Source organism: Elusimicrobiota bacterium, assembly GCA_026388155.1.
Taxonomy (GTDB): Bacteria; Elusimicrobiota; Elusimicrobia; order Elusimicrobiales; family UBA9959; genus UBA9634.
In genome coordinates, this window is sequence record JAPLKI010000010.1 from 127250 (window position 1) to 144284 (window position 17035).

The window sequence follows — 17035 nt, forward strand, 5'->3', positions numbered from 1 at the left end:
CCCCTATTCGCTGCAGTCATTATACTGGAGGACTTTTATGAAAAGCGTAAAACTGGGTGTCAACATAGACCATATCGCCACGCTGCGTCAGGCCCGGAAGGAAAAAAATCCGGACCCGCTTGAAGCGGCGCGCGTGGCCTTAAGTTCCGGAGCCGATATGGTGGTAATGCACATAAGGGCTGACCGGCGCCATATACAGGATTGCGACGTTGAGCATGTGCGCCAGGATATGCGGGGGATTTTGCACCTTGAAATGGCCGCCACTGCCGAAATGGAAAAATTCGCCTTAAAATACCGCCCCGATTCCGTGTGTCTCGTGCCTGAGAGCGCGGCGGAAGTTACCACACAGGGCGGAATGAAAATGACGGGCAAACTTGTCGAGCTTGAAAAAATAGTCAAAAGCCTTTCCCGCGCCGGCATAGAGGTGAGCCTTTTCCTGGACGCGGAGCCGCAGGCCATAAGGGCGGCCCATAACATAGGCGCCGACACCGTAGAATTGTGTACCAGCAAATATTCCGAGTCCTGGGGAAAGAAGCTGCAGGTCAAAGAGCTGGAAAAACTGCAGCTGGCTTCCTTCCTGGTCAAAGAGCTTGAAATGCATCTGCACGCCGGCCACGGCCTTGACTATTATAACGTGTCTGCGGTCGCGCGCATTGACGGCATGGAGTGCATGAATATAGGATACTCCATAATCTCCCGCGCGATGTTCGTTGGCCTGAAAAACGCAGTGGCCGAGATGAAACGGCTGATACAATAACAGCAGCGTATAGCGTATAGCGTATAGGGGTTAGGGTAGGGTATAAGAAATGCCTTCCCTAACCCCTTGCCCCTAATCCCTATCCCCTATTTATGTGCGGAATAATCGGCTACATCGGCGATAAAAAAACCTCTGACATACTTATAGACGGTCTCAGGCGCCTTGAGTACCGCGGCTATGATTCCTGCGGCATAGCCGTGGTAAGCGGCGGCGGGCTTTATTTAAAGCGCGTCAGTGGCCGCGTTGACGCTTTGGACGCTCTGGCGGCCAAGGACCCGGTTAAAGGCGCCAGGGCCGGCATAGGCCACACCCGCTGGGCCACGCACGGCGCGCCGTCGGAGGACAATGCCCATCCTCACACCGATTGCTCCGGCTCCGCGGTGGTGGTGCACAACGGAATTATTGAGAATTACCTTGAGCTCAAGGAAGTCCTTTTAAAGGCGGGCCATAAATTTAAGTCCGAAACCGACACCGAAGTTATAGTCCATCTGCTTGAAGAAAAACTGAAAAGTCTGAATGTGGCGGAAAAAAACGCCCGTTCCGAAATGCTGGAGCCGGTCTTTTTCGAGGCTGTGCGCCGGACCGTTGCCGAGCTGAAAGGTTCCTTCGCCCTTTCAGTCGCCTGGACGAAGTGTCCCGGCATGCTGCTGGCCGCCCGCCAGCACAGCCCGCTGGTGGCGGGGCTCGGGCTCGGTGAAAATTTTATTGCCTCGGATGTTTCCGCTTTCCTGAAACACACCAAGCGCGTGGTGTTCCTGAACGACGGGGAAATGGCCGCGGTGAAAAAAGACGGCGTGACATTTTTTGATTTCAAGGGCAGGAAGCTTGACCGCGACTCCGTTGTCATACAGTGGGATTCCACCATGGCCGAAAAAGGCGGCTACAAGCATTTCATGCTGAAAGAAATCCACGAGCAGTCCGAATCCGTGGAAAATACCCTGCGGGGCCGCCTGCTGCCGCTTTCGGGCGAACTGCTTGAGCGCGAGATAAATCTGCCCGCCGGGCTGATAAAAAGTTTCAAGCGTCTGCAGGTTATCGCCTGCGGCACGGCTTATCACGCCGGGATGATCGCCAGGTACGTATTCGAGAATTTCGGCATCCCCACCGAGGTCGATTTTGCCTCTGAATTCTCGGACCGGGCCAAAATAACCGACCGTGACACGCTTGTAATAGCCATTTCACAGTCCGGCGAGACCGCCGACACGCTATACGCCGCGCGCGAAGCCAAAGCTTCAGGCGCGAAGGTTCTTGCCATTACGAACACTGTGGGCTCGACTCTTACCCGCGAAGCCGATTTCGTGCTTTACACCCACTGCGGGCCCGAGATAGGCGTGGCTTCCACCAAGGCCTTTCTGGGCCAGTTGGCCGCCGTTTATCTTCTGGGTGTGCATTTCGCGGCCGCGCGCAAAAAGCTTACCTCCGCCGAGGCCAGGGCCTACGCCGAAGAGCTGTTAAAACTGCCGCGCCTGATAGAAAAGCTGCTCGCCGGAGAAAAAAACATAGCGGCGCTTGCCGAGGTCTTTGCCGCGAGCGAGCATTTTTTGTTTATCGCGCGGCACATTAATTTCCCCATCGCGCTTGAGGGCGCACTTAAAATAAAAGAAATTTCCTATGTGCACGCCGAGGGCTACGCGGCCGGCGAAATGAAGCATGGCCCGATAGCCATTATTTACAAGGACATGCCGGTGCTTGCCGTGGCCACCGCCTCCAAGTCGCTCAGCCTTATGGCCGGCAACCTGGAAGAGGCCAAGGCGCGCGGCGCGCGGATTATAGCCATAGTTGACGAAGATTCGCGCAAACTTATAAAAGCTGCGGATTACATACAGGTGCCTAAAACCATGGAACTGCTCTCACCCATGCTGAATGTCATTCCCCTGCAGCTTTTCGCTTATTATGTGGCCCTGGCTAAAAAATGCGACATAGACAAGCCCCGGAACCTGGCCAAGAGCGTTACGGTGCGGTGAATCGATAGGCTAAAGGCTGAGGGCTTAAGGTTTACAAGGGAGTTTTATCAACTTCAGCCTTCAACCATAAGCCTTAAGCCTAAAAACAACAAATATGAAACCAATGCTCGTTTACGGCGTGGGGATAGATATGACCGAAGTTTCGCGCGTGAAGCGGCTATACGCTAAAAACCCGGCATTTCTTAAAAGATTTTTTACTCCTGAGGAAGCGGCTTATTGTCTTAAAGGTAAGAATCTTTACGAGCGCATAGCGGCGCGGTTTTCAGCCAAGGAAGCCGTTATAAAAGCTCTGGACAGAAAAGACCTTTCATTTAAATCCATCTCCGTTTCAAAGGCCGAAACGGGCCGTCCCGTGGTTGCAATCAAGGGGCTTAAAGGCGTCTCGGTGATGCTTTCTATCTCCCATACGGCGCATTACGCCTGTGCCGCGGCTATTGCGCTGAAAGGCTGAAGGTTTAAGGTGGCTAAGGTAGTCAGAATCCAGAAGTCAGAATTCAGAATGGGGGGTCTTTGAGTCTCCGGCTTCCTAATTCTGATTCCTGAATTCTGACTTCTGTCTACTTGAATGGTTGTAAACAATGAAAACAGAAAAACTCACGCCGTCTTTTATTAAAAAACTGTTGCCGCCCAGGGAAAAAAACACCCACAAGGGCGATTACGGCAGACTGCTTATTATTGCCGGCTCTAAAGGCATGACGGGCGCCGCGGTCATAGCGGCGCGGGCGGCGCTTAGGGCTGGAGCCGGTCTTGTAACACTCGCCTGCCCGGACAGCGAACAACCGGTAATGGCCGCCTGCGCGCCTGATGTTATTACTTTCCCGGCTTCCTCCAGCGGCGGCGTTTTTTCCCTTAAAGCCGCGGCTGAAATACTCGATTGGCAGAAAGAAAAAAAATACGACCTGATTTTGATAGGGCCCGGCCTGTCTATTAAGGGCCAAATCCCCGATTTTGTCATCAACCTTGTTCATAAGTCCGGTTTGCCCGCTGTTATAGACGCCGATGCCCTGAACGCTTTGGCGCTGACAGGCGCTTTGGAACTGTTGAGAAAAGGCCTGCCCAAAATAATTACGCCGCATGAAGGCGAAGCCGCAAAGCTCCTCGGAGGAGCGGTTGAAAAAAGGTCCGCGGCGGCTTTGAAGCTGGCGGAACTTAGCGGTTCCGTTGTGGTTCTTAAAGGACCTAAAACACTTGTCGCGTATGACGGGCGGTTAATTGAAAATAATACCGGCGGTCCCGCTCTCGCAAAGGGCGGTTCAGGCGACGCGCTGGCGGGTCTTATTTCCGGCTTTTTCGCTCAGGCCGGGGTAAAAAAGGGATTTACCTCCAAAACCGCTTTTGAAAGCGCGGCCGCGGGCGTTTACCTGCATGGCCGCTGCGGCGATCTGGCCGCGCGCGAATTTACCGAACGCTGTGTGCTTGCTTCGGAACTTGCGGATTTTTTGCCGGAGGTCCTTCGTTCGCTGGGGGCGCGATGAAACTTTCAGACCTCGGCGAAGCCGGCCTGCTTACGCGCATAGAAAAACATTTTAAATTCCCGAAAGATTCCCGCCTGCTGCTTGGGCCGGGCGATGATTGCGCGGTTTTACGCCAGTCTTCAGGCAAAGCTCTGGTTATTACCACGGACGAGATAGTGGAAGGAACCCATTTTTTGATGCGTTTTTCCACGCCTGAGGATCTGGCGGCCAAGCTTATACGCATAAACTTAAGCGACTTGGCCGCCATGGGGCCGGTGCGGCCGGTTTCCTGCGTGGCAGGCGCGGGTCTTAACAGCGGTCTGCCGCTTTCCTTTATAACCCGGTTTTTAAAGAAGCTGAAAAGCGAAGCTCTGCGCTTCGGCATAACCGTGGCCGGCGGCAATCTGGCGGGCGCCAGAGAAAACCATTTCTATCTTACCGTATGGGGTGAGGCCGTGTTTTCAGGCCTGATTACGCGTTATGGAGCCCGGCCGGGAGACTTTATTTTCAATGTGGGTCCGCTTGGCGAAGCGGCCGCCGGGCTTGAATTGCTTAAGTCGTCTGATAAAAAAAATATTGAAAAATTCAAAAGGCTCGTGAAAAGTTTCTGGCGGCCCGAGCCCCAGCTTCGCGCGGGGCGGCTTTTGGGCGAAAACAAATTAGCCTCGGCCATGCTTGATAATTCCGACGGCCTCGCGCGCAGCGCGGTGATAATAGCCGGGCTGTCAAAATGCAGAACGGCGCTTGATCTGCCCGAGGAGGCGGCTTCAAAAGAGCTTAAACGCTACGCCGCAATGAAGGGCCGCGACTGGCGTTCTTACGCGCTTAAAGGCGGGGAGGATTTCGGCCTGGTGTTCACCGTTCCGGAGCGAAAGACCGCGCTTTTAAAAAAACTTCTGCCGGCGGCGGTTTGCGTCGGACGGATCGAGAAAGGCCGCGGCTCGGTTATTGAAAATTATGCTGGAAAAACCCCGGCTTTCAGCCACTTTTAAAAGCGCCTCAACCGCCGATACTCTGCGCCTGGCCGGGCTGTTCGCCCGCGGGTTAAAAGGAGGGGCCGTGCTGTCGCTTGAAGGGCCGATAGGCGCGGGCAAAACCTTTTTCGTAAAAGGCCTGGCAATCGCTCTCGGAGCGAAAAAGCTGCCTGTCAGCGCAAGTTTCAATTTAATGAGAACCTATGCGGCCGGACTTAAAATTTACCATTTTGACCTGTTCCGTGTGGCGCCGGAAGAAATTGAAAACGTAGGTATTGAAGATTATCTGGGGCTTGAGGACGGGGTGAGCGCGCTTGAATGGGCCGCTCCCGCCCGCCGGCTTTTTGAAAGGCTGGATTTCACGGAACTTTCGTTCTCTCTTCTTGGCGGAGATTCCAGAATGGTGCTTGCGCAGGCCCACGGCCCGGAAAGCCGCCGACTGATCGAGCGGGTAAAAAAAGAATGGGAAAAGAAATAACTTTGGGTGTATGCTCCACCGGCTCAAGGCTTAAGCTGGCGGTTTTTGACGGCAAAAAATTTTATTGCGCCCAAAGGCGGGTATTTAACCAGGAAAAACCGCTCTTCCCGATGATAGCCAAACTGATGAAGGGCGCCGGCCTTCGGAATGTCAAATTTTTTTGCGCTGTAAGGGGGCCGGGAAGGTTCACCGGCATAAGGATAGGCCTTACGCTTGGAAGGGTCCTTGAGGCGCTGGCCGGTGCAAAAATTTATTCTGTCACGCTATTTGAAATAATGGCCTTGCAGGCCTTTGATAGTCCGGCCTTTAAAAACTGGTCAGGAAGCCGCCGAAAGCCCAGAATAGCGGCGTTAATGCGCGCATTCAAAGACGAGTATTTTTGCCAGGTCTTTGACGCCGGAAAGCGTCCGGTCCCGGCGCTTGAACCTCAATGGTTGAAGGCCCCGGAAATGAAAGTCTATCTTTCGGCTCTTGGGCCGGAACTTTTTGTGATTGGCGATGCCGAAGAAGATCCGTCTGTTTACGCTTTAACCCCCGCTTATTGCGAAAAGGCGGCCCCCGGGATCTCGAAGATAATTCCCGCGTATTTGATCAAGACCGCCATGTCCCTGAAAAACAGGAACGCCGCCCCGCTTTACCTGAAACCGGCCAGGTATGAGGTCGAAGCGATGAAGCGAATAGCGAATAGCAAATAGGGATAAGCGGCGGAACGGCAGATTTTATAAGTTGCAGGGCTCATTAATACTATTCGCCATTCGCTGATCGCTATTCGCTGCCCTTATATGCTTATACGCCGAGCTTTAAAGGAAGATCTGCCCGCCCTGGCTGAAATAGAGCTTGAGCACCCGTTTTATCCGGCCTGGGGTTTAAAGGGGCTTCAAGGCGAACTCTCCAACCGCAATGCCGTAATTTTACTGGCCGAAAACGAGAAAAAACCCGCCGGCTTTATTGATTTCTGGATAGTGCGGCCGGAGGTGCAGCTTAACGCGGTGGTGGTTTCAAAAGCGGGTTTAAGGCGCGGCGCGGCGACAGGACTTCTGGCTAAAATGTATGAATACGCAAAAAAAAACGCCTGCTTTTATATTGACCTGGAAGTGAATGCCGCCAACCTGCCGGCCATAAAATTATACGAAAAGCACGGTTTTTCCGTGGTGGGCCGCAGGCCAAAGTTCTATAATAATTCTGAGGACGCGTTGTTGATGCGCAAAGCCCTTGACAGCGCGCCTGGAGAAAAAAATGATTAAAAACAAACTGCTCGCAGCTGTATTCTGCTTTTTTTGCGCGTTTGGCGCCGCTCACTCTTCAGACAAGGATTCTTACCTGCATTTCATGAACGGGCTCGCGCTGGAGCGCAAGGGCAATTACGATTCGGCCCTGCAGGAATACAAGCGGACCCTGCTGCTTGACCCGCAGTCAATTTTTGTTTATAAGCAGGCGCTTAACCTGGCCCTGCACATAGGCAGGGTGGACGACGCCGAAAAATGGGCCATGTTCGTCGTGAACGCCGACTCCGCCACCGCAGACAACTGGGTGCTTTACGGCAATGTGTGCTGGGCTAAAAACGATCTGGACGGCGCGCGCAAGGCCTATGAAAAAGCCCAGGAGATAGACAAGGACAACGCCGAGGCGCCATACCAGTTGGCGAGCTTATGGAGTTCCAAAGACCCGGACAAATCCATAAGCTTTCTTAAACGTTTTTTAGAGCTGAAGCCGGATGAAGAGGCGGATGTGCGCTACCAGCTCGCGGTGCTATACAACCTTAAAGGCGATTATGAGGCGATGAAGGAAAATCTGCTCAAATCAAAGGAAGTTGACAGCCTCTATTTACAGCCCCGCTATATGCTTGCCAATTATTACGAGATGAAAAGCGACACGTCGTCGGCCCTGGCCGAATATCTGGACCTGGTTTCATTGGAAAACAACAACCTGGATCTTTTTAATCACCTGGGCGAACTTTACGCTTCACCCGCGGTTTCAAATCTGCCTGAGGCGGAAAAGTATTTTTTAAAAGCCTACGGTTTGGACAAAACCAACGCCTCAGCCTGTTTCTGGCTTTCCGTGATAAGCGAGCAAAGGCGCGATTTCGCCGCGGCTTCAGGCTATCTTGAAACCTCCCGCGACCTCAAGGACAACCCCTCAAGCGTCCTGCGCCTGAGCTACTACTATACGCAGAGCGGGCGCTACGCAACGGCCGTTAAAATGCTTGAGGACGCGCATAAAAGATGGCCGGATAACAAGGAAGTAACCTATTTTTTCGCTCTCGGGTGCGACGACACGCACAACACGCCCAAGGCATTGGAACTGCTTAAAGGCCTGATAGCGGGCGACACCGATTATCCGGAGGCGCGCATGCAGTACGCCGTCATCAACGAGCGCGAGGGAAATATGGCTGAGGCCGAGGAAAGTTTCCGCTTCCTGATCAAGAAAGACCCCGCGAACGCCAATATTCTGAACTATCTCGGCTATTCGCTGGCTGACCGCAGCCTGAAACTGGCCGAGGCTGAAGTGCTTGTTTCAAGCGCGGTTAAAATCGAGCCCAACAACGGCGCTTACCTGGATTCGCTCGCCTGGGTGTATTTCCGGCAGGGCCGCAACCCGGAAGCCCTTGCGCAGATAAACAGCGCGCTTAAACTCGTTTATGATGATGCCACCCTTTGGGAGCACGCGGGTGAGATATACGCCTCCACCGGAGATTACAAGAACGCCTGGCGGGCTTTCAAAACCTCATTCGCGCTGGACCGTTCCGAAAAACGCAAGGCCACCGCGGATGAGATAAAAGACATGCAGAAAAAAATAGACCCCAAAGAAGCCGCTGCGCTGGAGACGGAGCTTATGAAAGGCCTGCTGCTTCAGGGCAGGGAATTTTCCGCCTTCGCCAAACTTTACGCCAAATTCAAGGGTAAGCAGGTGAAACTTGACGCCGTGGTCCATTTCTCCCCGCCGGATGATTTTTCGCTCATTGTAATGGGTCCGCTGATGGCGCCGCTCTGGAAAATTAAACTGAGCGGTTCCGAGATCGAAATGGACGAATTCTCGCTTAAAGGCCTTGACGAAGACGCATTTAAATACTGGGCGCCGCTGATGGCGGAAGAAATGCGCGGTTACTTTTCAGGGGCCTGGCTGGATGAGGCGGCTCCGGATGAGCCGGGCTGGGACCTGGAGCGCCTGAAAAATGCGCAAAGGGAAGTGCGTCTTGACAAAACCCTGACTTACCCGGAGAGCTCCGAACCCGCGAATGAAAGCAAGCTTACGGTGAAACTCGGGGATTATTTTCTTGGCAATCTTTTCCTCATCCCGCAAACTTTTGAATTTAAAATGCCGTTCTTTTCCCTTAAACTGGCGCTGGACAAGAGCCAGCTCAACCTTAAGGATTACAACAGGCTGCAATTGCCGCAGTAGGGCGCAGGAAAAGTTGAGAGTGTAGAGTATGGAGTGTAGAGTAAAATCAAGAACAACTGGACACCAAAGAACTCTACACACTACACTATCTACTCTACACTGGCTTTTAATTGAATTATGCGCACTGTCGAAATTAACGCATACGCGAAAGTCAATCTTTTTCTGGAAGTAACGGCCCGGCGCGGCGACGGCTATCATGAGCTTGCCACGCTGTTTGCCAGGGTAAGCCTTTGCGACCGCCTGCGCCTTGAAAAAATAAAAAAGCCCGGCATAGCTCTTAAGCTCGCAAACAGCTCAAACCTCAAACTCTCCAAACCCTACGATAACATCGTTTATAAAGCGGCGGAAAAATTTTTCACGGCTTTCGGTATCGAACCGGCTGTTAAAATCACTCTCCTGAAGCGAATCCCCGTTGGCGCGGGCCTTGGAGGGGGCTCCTCCGACGCGGCGGCGGCGCTTTCGGGGCTCATGCGCCTTTACGGCATTAACCCCAAAAAAAGTTCCAAAAAACTTTCGCGCCTGGCTTCGGAACTGGGCTCTGATGTGCCGTTTTTCCTTTTGGGCGAAACCTTCGCCCTGGGCCGCGGCCGCGGAGAAATTTTGAGCCCGCTAAAAGCGCGCGGCAAGTTTCCGCCGGTTTTACTGGTTTATCCCGGCGAGCCGGTTTACACCAAAGAAGTTTACGGCCGCCTGAAATTGGGCGTTGCGAGTGAAATAGCCGCTAAATTAAAAAATTTAAAAAAGCTTGCCCGGCTGCTCAAAAACGGGCGGTTTAATGCGGCGGCGGCCACGCTTCTTTTTAACCGCCTGGAAACTCCGGTTCTGCCAAGGCATAAAAAAACGGCGGAGGTCAAAAAAAATCTGCTTGCTCTCGGAGCCGGCGCGGTTTTAATGTCCGGTTCCGGGGCCGTAGTGTTTGCATTGGTCTGGGACAGGGCGGAGGCGCGGAAAATGGCGCTCCGCATGTCTAAGCAAAAAGGTTACAGGGTTTTTTTGTCTAATTTTTGCTAAAATTTTCAGGAACAGTAAGGCTTACTGTGTTGTCTTGGAAAAGTCGTGGGGTAAACCAGAGACACTGACCTGTTTCGGCGGATGGGACAGTCTGCAACTGAGGGGGAAAAAACATGGAAGTCACAGAGATAAGGATACACCTGCGTAATGAGGCGCGGCTCAAGGCATTTGCCACCGTCACCTTTGACGGCGCTTTCGTGGTTCATAACATGAAAGTGGTAAATGGAAATAACGGGCTGATAGTCTGCATGCCTTCGAGAAAGATCAAAGACGGCACTTACAAAGATATAGCCCATCCGATCGATAACGAGTTCCGCAGCAAGCTTGAGGGAATAATCCTCAAGGCCTACAAAGAAGAGACGGAGAAAAGCGGGACTTCAGTGGACGAAATTCGTCAGCCTGCGGCAGGCGCGCCGCGGGTTGATGGCGCTGTTTGATATTCCCGGGTGGTGTAATGGTAACACAGCGCCCTTTGAAGGCGTTATTCATGGTTCGAATCCATGCCCGGGAGCGCAGACTTTGTCCCCGCGGGCGAGGGAGCAAAGCAGGCGTTCTTAAGCTGGTTCGTATAGCCGCGCTGCCATAATTGCCTCAGCCATCGTCGCCCGATATCCTCTTCAAAAAAACTTATTCAGCCTGGCCACCCGTCACAATTTATACTCAAATCGTAAATTTCTGAACCGTATTTCCCGCTCAAGTTTCACGCCGTTGAGGCGTAATTGTCTTGCGTCTTTCTCCAGGGGTGTCCAACAAACCTGGCCGTTCAATATTGCCGGCAGATCGCAGAGTCGAGTCTTTGGTTCTAAAATTCTGAAAAGTTTTTAAATAAAAATTGGCGAAACAGGGGGCTTACTGATGAGGCAGAGCTAATGCGGAACTGGTTCCTGTGTTATGGGGCGGGAGATGTCCCTTTTGGCGAAGCCGCCGGCGGCCATGGCCAGCATCATGCGGGGGTGCCTGAAGATCCAGGTGAAGCGTTCGGCGAACCGCAGGGGCAGTTTGTTCCTGAAATAGCCTGATAACTCCTGTATAGCGCTTTGTACGCCGGCTTCCAGCTCTTCCGGGGTCATGTTTTTCGGTTTGAAGACGGCGTTGGCCCAGCCGAAGTTGTGGCGGCCCTTGCCTTCCAGCAGGCGTCCCTCGCGCCTGAACTGCTCATAGATCTTTGTGCCGGGATAGGGAGTGAGAATATAAAGATTGGCATCATCCAGTTCTATTTCGCGCGCCATGCGGACGGTCCGCTCAAAAATATCCCTGCCGTCGGTGTCAAAGCCCAGCATCAGGAAGCCGGTGACCAGTATTTTATGGCGGTGCAGAAGCGCGACGGTTTTTTTATATTCCGCGATATTATTGTGGTCTATGGCCGCCCATTTGAGCGAGTCGGGGTTGGCGGTTTGGAAGCCCATCTGAACGTGGAAGCAGCCGGATGCGGCCATCTTCTCCACGATGACGGGATCCCGGCCTATGGTGGTGGGCGCCTGGAGCGAGTAAATCTTTTTAAGCGGGGTAAGTTTTTCAAACAGGGCCATGGCGTAAGCCGGGTCAGCGAAGAGGTTGTCGTCCACAAAAAAAACCACTTTCTGTTTTACGCTCTTTATTTCCTCGTAGACCCGGTTGATGTCCCTTTTGCGGTAAATATGCCAGGGAACTTCCGGCAGGTAGCAATAGAGGCATTTGTTGGGGCAGCCGCGGGTCGCCTGCACGGAGGCCATCCAGGAGTTGTCGTTCAGCAGGTCCCGTCTTGGCTCGGGGACGTCGTCCATGTCCACCGGCCGTCCTCCGTTATATATCTTTTTAAGCGAGCCCGCGCGCGCGTCCGCAAGCACCATTCCCCATACATATTCCGCCTCCCCCACAACCACGGCGTCGGAGTGCGCCAGACATTCTTCCGGCAGAAGGCTGGGGTGCGGCCCGCCCATAACCACTTTTGCGCCTTTGGCCCTGAACCGGTCCGCTATGTCGTAAGCCTGTTCCGATGTGAAGGTGGAGACGGTTATGCCTACGAGGTCAAAATCGCCATGGTACGGGATGGGGTCCCAGTCCCCGTCGGCGACCGTGACTTCATGGCCGCCGCTCAGCGCGGCAAGGATCCCCAGGCTTATCGGCGTGAATTTAATGTTCTCAAGCGGGCGGTAGACGCCGCCTTTGACGAACCACCGGGGTTTTATAAGAAGTATTTTCATTATGAACAGGCCTGTGGAATCAGCCTGAAATCCGACAATGGCGGATTCAAAAAAAAGATTTCCAGGGGTTTTTGGTTTTAATGAACTTTACGAAGCGGGCGACATTCCTGTTCTGAAATTCCTCGTGCTCGGAGCGGGTGGTTTCGTCCACGGGCTCGAAAAAGCAGGTGGGATCTTCGGCCAGGCAGTCGCCGGTGCGGTAATAAGCCAGCGCCCGGCAGCCGCCGCAGGTTTGTTTATAGCGGCAGCGCCCGCATTTGCCTTTCAGGTCTTCGCGGGACCGCACGGCGTTGATAATCGGGTTATGGCGCAGGATCTCGGTAAGCGGCTGGTCCCTGACATTGCCGCATTCAAGACCGTTATCCAGCAGGTGCACGCAGGGTGCCACATTACCTTCGGCCGAGACTCCCACGAAGCCGCGTGCGGCCTGGCAGCCTAGCTGGTCCAGTTCCATATTCATCTCGGCCCATTTGGCCCTTAGAAATTCCGGCCCGGCAAAAAAAGGCGTGTAGCTGACATAGCTTCTGTAATAGTTTCTGAGAATGGGGTGTATTACGTCCTTCATGTCCCCGGGGGTCAGCGCCAGTTCCCGGTGGCTGTCGCCCATGCCCCTCATGACGAAGGGCGAGCGGAGAAGGGGCAGGCCGGCCAGCTTCAGTAATTTGACTGTGGCGCCAAGGCTTTTCAGGTTGTTCCTGCTGACGGTGGTTATGACGAAAAAGTCCACGCCCGCCTTAAGACAGAGGAGCATGGACCTTATAATGGTCCAGAGGCTGTCGTTTCGGCTCCATTTCTGGATGTCGGGCAGAATAGAGTTAAGCGAGAATACGAAAATAACCTTTCCGCCCGTGACTTTTTTTACGCGCTTCACCAGGTCGGCGGTAAGCAGCGAGCCGCTGGTGTTGATAAAGGACCACAGGCCGGCCCCGGCGGTGTACTCCAGTATTTCCAGCGCGTCCTTTCTGAGAAGATGCTCCCCGCCGGAAAACGCGATGGCGCCGTGGGTGCAGTACTTTTTCACCTCGTCCACCACCAGCCGTTTTATCTCATCCGTGGAAAGCTCGGTGGTATGGTCCCTCGGCGGCTTGCGGGGGTTTTTGGTCATGCAGTAGCGGCAGTTGAGGTTGCAGGCGCGGGTACTCTCAAAGTAGCACATGAAGAATTTTTTGCGCGGTTCCCCGGTGTTCATATTTCAATATAATACAATACTTATGCAGTTGATATCGTCCCCCCAGGCCTGGACGGCTGTCCATGACACTGGCTCCTTCAACTGAAGAATTCGGGTTGAATTCCCCGCTAAAATAGCGCGGACGGTTTTATTTCTCTTTAAAAGGACAAGGCCTATTTTGTAACATCTTAGCGTAGTCATCCCGTCACTTGGCAGGTGTATAAGAAATAAACAGGCGGCGGGGGAATCCCCTCTGTTTCATAGGTCTTCTTTTTTCGTATGCCTGAAAACAAAAACTTCGCAGCGGTTATCCTGGCGGCCGGCCTTGGCACCAGGATGAAGTCCGAACTGCCAAAAGTCCTTCATTACCTTGGCGGCATGTCTCTTATTGAACGCGTGGTCCGCCGCGCAGCGGCGCTGTCGCCTGAAAGGATAATCATCGTAACCGGCCACAAGGCCGAAATGGTGGAAGCCGAGCTCTCCGGAAAATTTGAAAAAGAGCCCTTCAGGCGCAAAATAATCTTTATCAGGCAGAAGCTGCTTAAAGGCAGCGGCCGGGCGGTGCAGGAAGCTCTCCCGCTTATACAAAAACACGCCCACGCCCTTGTGATCTGCGGCGACGCCCCGCTTTTCCGGGAGGCCACCGTAAAGAAGATGGTTTCTGTTTATTTTAAAGGCAGGCCGGATTGCCTGGTCATGACGGCCGAGCTTTCAAGTCCGGGCTCTTACGGCCGCATAAAGCGCGGCCATAACGGCTCGGTTGCGGCCATAGTTGAAGCCGACGGAGGGTCTGACGGCGAACTTGCCATAAAAGAGGTAAATTCAGGCACTTACGTTTTTAAAGTGAAAGCGCTTGCCGCCGCGGTTAAAGACCTTAAAAAGAAAGGCTCAAAGGGCGAGTATTACCTGACCGACGCGCTTGAAAATATACTGTCCGCCGGCGGAACTGTTTCGGCTTTCAGACTTAAAGACCCCGCGGAAATGGCCGGCATAAACTCACGGAGCGGGCTTGCCGAGGCTTATAAAATGCTGAACGAGCGCAAGAACAGCGAGTTGATGGCTTCCGGCGTCACCATTGTCGACCCGGCGAATACCTACATAGACGAAAGCGTTAAAGTGGGACGCGACAGCATTATTTTCCCCGGAGTGTTCCTTAAAGGCCGCTCGGTAGTGGGAAAAAATTGCCGTCTGGGGCCTTACGGGATAATAGAAGATTCAATTATTGAAAACGGCTGCGAGATAAAATTCGGCTGCTGCGTTTACCAGAGCCGCGTGCGCGCGCTTTCCGTGGTGGGGCCGGTTGCGCATTTGCGCCCCGCTTCAGATATCGGACCCGGGGCCAAGGTGGGCAATTTTTCGGAAATAAAAAAATCGAGGATAGGAAAGGGCTCAAAAGTGCCGCATCTGAGCTATGTGGGCGACACAGTCATGGGGGAAAAAGTAAATGTGGGCGCCGGCACCATAACCTGTAATTACGACGGAAAGAATAAAAATAAAACGATCATCGGGGACGGGGTTTTTATCGGTTCTAATACCAATCTGGTGGCTCCGGTAGAGATAGGCGCCGGCGCGCTGATAGCGGCCGGCTCGACCATAACGGATAATGTTCCGCCCGGCAAACTTGCCCTTGCCAGGGCCCGTCAGGTGCTGAAGGATAAGAGGTAAAACCATGATGAGCGATGCTTGGAAGACCGGAACGCTTAAAATAATCAGCGGCAGCGCCAATGCGGAGCTTTCGCAAAAGATCTGCGCCATACTTGCGGAGCCTCTCTGCGAGGCTAAGGTGGGGCGGTTCGCCGACGGAGAGATAGACGTGCAGATAATGGAAAATGTGCGCGGAGACGATTGCTACGTAATTCAGCCCACCTGCCCGCCGGTGAACGAAAATGTTATGGAATTGCTTATTACCCTCGACGCTTTGCGGCGCGCTTCGGCGGGCCGCATTACCGCCGTTGTTCCTTATTACGGCTATGCCAGGGCGGACCGCAAGCCGGCCCCCCGCGTGGCCATAACGGCGAAACTGGTGGCAAATCTTATCACTTCCGCCGGCGCGGACAGGGTTATCGCCATAGATCTGCACGCGGCGCAGATACAGGGTTTTTTTGACATCCCCATGGACCACTTGTACGCCAGGCCCGTGGTGCTGGAGCACATAAAGGGCAGGGATATAACGAACCTGGTGGTGGTGTCCCCCGATGTGGGCAGCGTGGAGCGGGCCAGGTCTTTCGCCAAGCGTCTTAACGCGGGGCTTGTCATCATAGACAAAAGGCGGCCCCGGCCCAACGAGGCCATGGTTTACAATATCATCGGCTCAGTGGAAGGAATGACCTGCTTTATTTTTGATGATCTGGTGGATACTGCGGGCACCCTTACCCAGGTGGCGTACGCCCTGAAAGAGCGCGGCGCTACCAAAATAGTGGCCGCCTGCACCCACGGCGTTTTATCAAGGGATGCGTTCGAAAAGATCAACGTTTCCCCCATAGAAGAGCTGATCTTGACGGATACCATACCCGTAGATGCCTCAAAAAGTGCTAAAATTAAGGTAATATCGGTGGCGCCGCTTCTGGCGGAGGCCATAAAACGAAATCACATTGGCAAGTCTATCAGTGAGCTTTTCAAGTGATGGAAGAGATTACAGCGATCGATTAGGGAAAGGTAAATCGATGTAATCGGGAGCGTTTTTCAGCGCCCCAAATTCACCGGGAGAAAAAATTATGGAACAAATAATCGTGGAAGCGCAGCTCAGGGATAAAATAGGCGGAAAAAAAGGCCTGTCTCTTTTAAGGCAGGGCGGAAGCATCCCCGCCGTTATTTACGGAACCGGCAAGCCCGCGGTACATGTTACCGTTGGGGAGAAAGAAATACTCTCCGTGCTGAAGAAAGGCGCCAATTCCGTTGTGAAAATAAAGTATGCGGACAACGAGGATACCGCCATCCTTAAGGAAGTGCAGAAGCATGTGGTTACCGGAAAGCTTTTGCATATAGATTTCCAGCGCATCTCCATGACCGACAAGATAAAGGTAAAAGTGCGCGTGAAACTGGTGGGAGACGCTTACGGGGTAAAGGTGGAAAGCGGAATTGTTGAGCATAACATGAGGGAACTGAACGTGTTGTGCCTGCCGACCGATATTCCCAAAGAAATTGAGGTTAATATCGCCGAGATGCATCTTAACGATGTTATCCGCGTCAAGGATATTAAATCGGATAAAGCCGAAATAATTGAAGATGCCGAACATATTGTTGTAAGCGTGGTCGCGCCCAAGGAAGAAAAGGTTGAAACGCCGGTTGCGGCCGCCGGAGCCACCGCTGCGGAACCTGAAGTTATCGCCAAAGGCAAGAAAGAGGAAGGCGAAGAGGGCGCGGCCCCTGATGCCGCCAAGGGAGCCAAGCCGGCCGATGCCGGTCATGCTGCGGGCAAGCCGGAAGACAAAAAACCGGCGGCCCCCAAGAAATAGGCCTTTAGGGTTCGTGACAGAATAATATGAACATTTGGCTGAGTCGATTTTGGAGCGAGCCGAAGCGGCGTGAAGCGACGCGTACTACATGTACGTTAGCGGAACGGCGCAAAGGCGCAGCCCAAAAGCGGCCAGCCCCCCGGGGGAGGCCCATCTTTGAACCGGCTGCCGCGTTGCTCCTCAGTCACATAG

16 protein-coding genes and 1 tRNA gene are annotated in these 17035 nt (G+C 53.4%); 15 read left to right on the forward strand and 2 right to left on the reverse strand.

Annotated elements, in window-relative coordinates; genetic code table 11:
• Nucleotides 1–37: 37 nt before the first annotated feature.
• From NTX59_03715 to NTX59_03770, 12 genes are all read left to right on the forward strand, one after another.
• On the forward strand, nucleotides 38–757 hold the full coding sequence (locus tag NTX59_03715) for a pyridoxine 5'-phosphate synthase (protein ID MCX5784775.1): 720 nt from the start codon (nucleotides 38–40) through the stop codon (nucleotides 755–757).
• A 92-nt stretch (nucleotides 758–849) separates the two neighbouring features.
• On the forward strand, nucleotides 850–2721 hold the full coding sequence (gene glmS / locus NTX59_03720) for a glutamine--fructose-6-phosphate transaminase (isomerizing) (GenBank protein MCX5784776.1): 1872 nt from the start codon (nucleotides 850–852) through the stop codon (nucleotides 2719–2721).
• 94 nt (nucleotides 2722–2815) lie between these two features.
• Nucleotides 2816–3172, forward strand: coding sequence for a holo-ACP synthase (gene acpS / locus NTX59_03725; GenBank protein MCX5784777.1), 357 nt, complete (start codon nucleotides 2816–2818; stop codon nucleotides 3170–3172).
• A gap of 127 nt (nucleotides 3173–3299) precedes the next feature.
• Nucleotides 3300–4196: an NAD(P)H-hydrate dehydratase gene (locus NTX59_03730; protein MCX5784778.1), complete on the forward strand. Its 897-nt coding sequence runs from the start codon at nucleotides 3300–3302 to the stop codon at nucleotides 4194–4196.
• Entirely contained in the window at nucleotides 4193–5167 is a 975-nt protein-coding gene (gene thiL / locus NTX59_03735; GenBank protein ID MCX5784779.1) for a thiamine-phosphate kinase, read from the forward strand. The genes NTX59_03730 and thiL overlap by 4 nt, the downstream gene beginning before the upstream one ends.
• Nucleotides 5133–5627: a tRNA (adenosine(37)-N6)-threonylcarbamoyltransferase complex ATPase subunit type 1 TsaE gene (gene tsaE / locus NTX59_03740; protein MCX5784780.1), complete on the forward strand. Its 495-nt coding sequence runs from the start codon at nucleotides 5133–5135 to the stop codon at nucleotides 5625–5627. Before thiL ends, tsaE begins: the two co-directional genes overlap by 35 nt.
• Nucleotides 5612–6322: a hypothetical protein gene (locus tag NTX59_03745; GenBank protein MCX5784781.1), complete on the forward strand. Its 711-nt coding sequence runs from the start codon at nucleotides 5612–5614 to the stop codon at nucleotides 6320–6322. The genes tsaE and NTX59_03745 overlap by 16 nt, the downstream gene beginning before the upstream one ends.
• A gap of 87 nt (nucleotides 6323–6409) precedes the next feature.
• Nucleotides 6410–6871, forward strand: a complete 462-nt coding sequence (locus NTX59_03750) for a GNAT family N-acetyltransferase (protein MCX5784782.1) — start codon at nucleotides 6410–6412, stop codon at nucleotides 6869–6871.
• The gene (locus tag NTX59_03755; protein MCX5784783.1) at nucleotides 6864–9026 is read left to right on the forward strand and encodes a tetratricopeptide repeat protein; all 2163 of its coding nucleotides are present in this window, start codon (nucleotides 6864–6866) and stop codon (nucleotides 9024–9026) included. Before NTX59_03750 ends, NTX59_03755 begins: the two co-directional genes overlap by 8 nt.
• 117 nt (nucleotides 9027–9143) lie before the next feature.
• Complete coding sequence (gene ispE / locus NTX59_03760) at nucleotides 9144–10037, forward strand: 4-(cytidine 5'-diphospho)-2-C-methyl-D-erythritol kinase (GenBank protein ID MCX5784784.1); 894 nt, start codon at nucleotides 9144–9146, stop codon at nucleotides 10035–10037.
• Nucleotides 10038–10150: 113 nt separating this feature from the next.
• Nucleotides 10151–10474 (forward strand): septation regulator SpoVG, encoded by a 324-nt coding sequence (spoVG, locus tag NTX59_03765; protein MCX5784785.1) that lies wholly within the window; start codon nucleotides 10151–10153, stop codon nucleotides 10472–10474.
• Between the two features lie 3 nt (nucleotides 10475–10477).
• Nucleotides 10478–10548 (forward strand) — tRNA-Gln (locus NTX59_03770).
• A 355-nt stretch (nucleotides 10549–10903) separates the two neighbouring features.
• Here NTX59_03770 and NTX59_03775 read toward each other — a convergent pair.
• Both NTX59_03775 and NTX59_03780 read right to left on the reverse strand, forming a co-directional pair.
• The gene (locus NTX59_03775) at nucleotides 10904–12220 is read right to left on the reverse strand and encodes a radical SAM protein (GenBank protein ID MCX5784786.1); all 1317 of its coding nucleotides are present in this window, start codon (nucleotides 12218–12220) and stop codon (nucleotides 10904–10906) included.
• 46 nt (nucleotides 12221–12266) lie between these two features.
• Nucleotides 12267–13409 carry a radical SAM protein gene (locus NTX59_03780; GenBank protein ID MCX5784787.1) on the reverse strand — a complete coding sequence of 381 codons (1143 nt, stop codon included), beginning with the start codon at nucleotides 13407–13409 and terminating at the stop codon, nucleotides 12267–12269.
• Nucleotides 13410–13667: 258 nt separating this feature from the next.
• On the opposite strand from NTX59_03780, the gene glmU reads away from it, so the two are divergent.
• The 3 genes from glmU to NTX59_03795 all read left to right on the forward strand — a co-directional run bounded on the left by glmU (nucleotide 13668) and on the right by NTX59_03795 (nucleotide 16843).
• Entirely contained in the window at nucleotides 13668–15053 is a 1386-nt protein-coding gene (glmU, locus tag NTX59_03785; GenBank protein MCX5784788.1) for a bifunctional UDP-N-acetylglucosamine diphosphorylase/glucosamine-1-phosphate N-acetyltransferase GlmU, read from the forward strand.
• Between the two features lie 7 nt (nucleotides 15054–15060).
• A complete protein-coding gene (locus NTX59_03790; protein MCX5784789.1) occupies nucleotides 15061–16011 on the forward strand; it encodes a ribose-phosphate pyrophosphokinase in 951 nt (316 codons plus the stop codon).
• A 91-nt stretch (nucleotides 16012–16102) separates the two neighbouring features.
• Nucleotides 16103–16843, forward strand: a complete 741-nt coding sequence (locus tag NTX59_03795; protein MCX5784790.1) for a 50S ribosomal protein L25 — start codon at nucleotides 16103–16105, stop codon at nucleotides 16841–16843.
• Nucleotides 16844–17035 lie beyond the last annotated feature (192 nt).

Coding starts and splice junctions, on each gene's coding strand:
- NTX59_03715 (MCX5784775.1), top strand. CDS start 38: ATGAAAAGCGTAAAACTGGGTGTCAACATAGACCATATCGCCACGCTG.
- glmS (MCX5784776.1), top strand. CDS start 850: ATGTGCGGAATAATCGGCTACATCGGCGATAAAAAAACCTCTGACATA.
- acpS (MCX5784777.1), top strand. CDS start 2,816: ATGAAACCAATGCTCGTTTACGGCGTGGGGATAGATATGACCGAAGTT.
- NTX59_03730 (MCX5784778.1), top strand. CDS start 3,300: ATGAAAACAGAAAAACTCACGCCGTCTTTTATTAAAAAACTGTTGCCG.
- thiL (MCX5784779.1), top strand. CDS start 4,193: ATGAAACTTTCAGACCTCGGCGAAGCCGGCCTGCTTACGCGCATAGAA.
- tsaE (MCX5784780.1), top strand. CDS start 5,133: ATGCTGGAAAAACCCCGGCTTTCAGCCACTTTTAAAAGCGCCTCAACC.
- NTX59_03745 (MCX5784781.1), top strand. CDS start 5,612: ATGGGAAAAGAAATAACTTTGGGTGTATGCTCCACCGGCTCAAGGCTT.
- NTX59_03750 (MCX5784782.1), top strand. CDS start 6,410: ATGCTTATACGCCGAGCTTTAAAGGAAGATCTGCCCGCCCTGGCTGAA.
- NTX59_03755 (MCX5784783.1), top strand. CDS start 6,864: ATGATTAAAAACAAACTGCTCGCAGCTGTATTCTGCTTTTTTTGCGCG.
- ispE (MCX5784784.1), top strand. CDS start 9,144: ATGCGCACTGTCGAAATTAACGCATACGCGAAAGTCAATCTTTTTCTG.
- spoVG (MCX5784785.1), top strand. CDS start 10,151: ATGGAAGTCACAGAGATAAGGATACACCTGCGTAATGAGGCGCGGCTC.
- NTX59_03775 (MCX5784786.1), bottom strand. CDS start 12,220: ATGAAAATACTTCTTATAAAACCCCGGTGGTTCGTCAAAGGCGGCGTC.
- NTX59_03780 (MCX5784787.1), bottom strand. CDS start 13,409: ATGAACACCGGGGAACCGCGCAAAAAATTCTTCATGTGCTACTTTGAG.
- glmU (MCX5784788.1), top strand. CDS start 13,668: ATGCCTGAAAACAAAAACTTCGCAGCGGTTATCCTGGCGGCCGGCCTT.
- NTX59_03790 (MCX5784789.1), top strand. CDS start 15,061: ATGAGCGATGCTTGGAAGACCGGAACGCTTAAAATAATCAGCGGCAGC.
- NTX59_03795 (MCX5784790.1), top strand. CDS start 16,103: ATGGAACAAATAATCGTGGAAGCGCAGCTCAGGGATAAAATAGGCGGA.